The following is a 2,971-nucleotide window of genomic DNA, read 5'->3' as shown; positions in this document are numbered from 1 at the left end:
AGCAGGTTACCCACGCTGTCGTAGCTGTTCTGGTAGACGTTGCCACGGGCGTCGGCAAGGGTTAGCTCCTGACCCCGGCTGTTGTAGGTGTACGCCACCGTGTTGCCCATGCCGTCGGTCTGGGTGAGCTGGTTGCCCCGCGCGTCGTAGCTGTAGTTCCAGGTGTGGCCGTTGGAGTCCACTACCTGCTCGATACCGAAGTTCTGGTTGACGGTGTCGACATAGCCAGCCTGGGTGGTGAGCTGAAGGCCAGGAACCGGACTTGGAGTGTTACACCACCCGGCTCCCAGCTTGAGTCTTCCACTTAGGCACGGGATAAAGATCACGCTTCTTTCTTTATCCCGTCCACTCAACCCGACGGCTTGACCAGCCATCGCGGCGGGCTATCCTTGCCCCCGCTTCAATACAGGATTGTTAAAGAACTCGTGACGTTGACATCACTGGACTATTTCTACGCTGCCGCCGCCACTCTCCCTATCCTGCTATGGATGGGGATGATCAGGTGCAAACAGCCGTGCAGGTTTAACAGAAAACACCAGGTAGCGCTTTGTTCCAATGGGAAACGCAACCCCATCCGAGCCCGCCGCAAACCACCCTGAGTCACCGACGAACTCATTCGCCTCAAGGCCCATTTGCCCGACGCCGGTTGCCGGACCTTGGCGATCACCTTTGGTGGTACAACCAGGTGTGCCCACCCAGAACCTGGCTGGACAGACGCCCGCCGAAGTGTGGCAGGACAAAGCCCCAGCCCGGCCTAAACACTGGCGCTACGTCTCGTTGTGGAACGGGGTGCTGAACGGATTTTATCCGCGGGGTTAGCACCCGCCCCCTAAAAACAGCACACTTTCCGACTGTCCGCTAGCGGCAGCGGGCAGCTATGGTCAAACATGTGCCAATCCGGCGAAACCGGCCACCTGGACACTCGCGCGATCGGTTTTTTTGGTAACGAATCGTTGGCCAAGCGCTCATTTTCTGGAAAACCGAACGATTCTTGAGCAACAACTTCGGCTTTCCAACCCACCCAATGCCATCCGGACAGCGGACGGGACAATTCACGAATTTTCGCCATTTGCCAGCGACCGAGCCCTATGAATTACCACGTAGCTCATGCCACAGCTCTATGGCCAGCCTGTTATCATCCCAAGGCTTGAGAGCCTTAAACCTACTAAGCTTCTCATATTCATCAACTGGGAAATCATCATCCCATTCAGTAAAGTCAGGATTCTTCACATGAATGTCAAAATGAAAAATTTGTCCTTTTTGATCAATGATGCGCCCAGAGTAAAAATCATCGCCTTCCGGCATCCAGCTAATCAATACAGAAGAAATTAAATCAACCTTTTTAATTTGAACAAGTTGCCGATAAATCTCTTCGCGATCGCCTGGTGAGAAAGCCTCTCGATTTCTGAATTTCTCATTTAATACGGCAAGGTCTTTTCTAGCTGAATCAACTTTAATGCTCATATTTCAGACCTCAAGGTGCGTTAATTTTTCCTGGGGTAGCTGTTAATATATTTCCATACTTATCGGTAATGACAGACAAATATTTAGTTTTCCGACCTCCGCTCTTAATATCTGTCCCAACATATTGAGAAAGCTTCACGGTTCTCAGATACCTAGCTTTGTTCCCTCCAGCCAACTCTTTCGGTAATGCCGAAACAACACGCTGAGACTGTAGTAAATACCTAAGCTCTTCCTCGCCAACAGAAAATTGGCTTTTATTACTTTGCCCTGAAAAATGCTTACGTACGACATGCTCCCAACCTTCTTCGCAAACATTTGATCTTTCATTTCTAGTAACACAGTTTGCCAGATTAATTCTTGTTCTCACCCGGCCCGGTACCTTCAGTATCCTTTCTCTGGTTTTTTTCGGCAGAAGGTTCAGCAATTTACCACCAGAGGCGTTAAAAATAATTGCCATACCTATAGCACTGGCGCTTACTTCCGTTTCTCCATTTAGAACTGAGTTCATTGAGTCGAAAAATGAGTAGGCGTTATAGGCCCTCATCGCTAAGTTGCCCATTACATTGATACCCGACATCACGGACCCGAGACTAAAATTCCCCGTCGGATCGATATGCGTCACTGGATCAGCGTTGGCATAAAGGTATTTATGCAATGTAACTGGATCGTGGCTTAGTCCCATCCACGAATCCATCTGCGTAAACCGCCCCACGCTCTGGTCGTAGTACCGAGCCCGCAGGTAATACTGCTCCAGCCCCGCATCCCGCTGCTCACCGGTATACCGATAGGCATTCTCGGTATCGCCGGTGCTGGCCAGCAGTACACCGAAGGCGTTGTAATGGTAGGTGTCGGTGACGGCACCGCCCTCGTCCGCCAGCGCCCGGGTGGAGCCATGGCCGTCATAGAGGTAGTAGGACGTCGCGCCTAAGCGGTGCTGGGCCAGGAGGTCGTCGCCGTAGGTGTAGCTGACGTCGGTGGTGCCGTTGGTCACCTCCGCCAGCACCTGGGCGTAGTCCCGGTTGCTGTCCACCACGTAGTGGGTGATGACGCCATTTTCGGTCTTGCGGGTGCGGATACCATCAGCGTTGTAGCCGTAGCTGGCGGTCAGGCCCGGTTTTTCCACTTCGATGAGGTTGTTGCGGGCATCGTAGTGGTAGCGGGTGACCTGGCCGTCTTCGGTTTCGGTCAGGGTGTTGCCGTTGGCATCGTAGCTGTAGCTGACGCCGCCCTGCTGGGTGAGACGGTCGTTGTTGTCGTAGCTGTAGGCGGTGTGCACCCCGTTGATGATGCTGTAGGTGCGGTTGCCCACCTTGTCGAACTGGTATTCCGCGCTGTGGTTGCCGTTCACCGGGTCGGTGATGGTTTCGCCGGTCAGGCGGTACAGTTCGTCGTAGCGGTAGCCAGTGGTTTGGCCGTTGTGGGCCTCCTGCACCTGGGTGCGGCGACCGGTGGCGTCCAGGGTGTAGGCATAGTCCGCCACAATCTGGTCCGCCGCATTCGTGGTGGT

At 53.6% G+C, this 2,971-nt stretch carries 3 protein-coding genes; all 3 read right to left on the bottom strand.

The annotated features are described in order from the left end of the window. The coding region (locus tag CLH61_RS18200; RefSeq protein ID WP_170003794.1) for an RHS repeat domain-containing protein at positions 1–326 on the bottom strand (326 nt) is incomplete at its 3' end. Positions 327–1,086: 760 nt separating this feature from the next. Further along, on the bottom strand, positions 1,087–1,464 hold the full coding sequence (locus tag CLH61_RS18195) for a hypothetical protein (protein ID WP_099616114.1): 378 nt from the start codon (positions 1,462–1,464) through the stop codon (positions 1,087–1,089). 10 nt (positions 1,465–1,474) lie between these two features. After that, the coding region (locus CLH61_RS18190) for an RHS repeat domain-containing protein (protein WP_099616113.1) at positions 1,475–2,971 on the bottom strand (1,497 nt) is incomplete at its 5' end.

The sequence above is a fragment of the Marinobacter profundi genome, assembly GCF_002744715.1.
Classification (GTDB): Bacteria; Pseudomonadota; Gammaproteobacteria; order Pseudomonadales; family Oleiphilaceae; genus Marinobacter; species Marinobacter profundi.
Note: the sequence above shows the minus strand (reverse complement) of the source record. Positions and strands in the feature narration are given on the sequence as shown.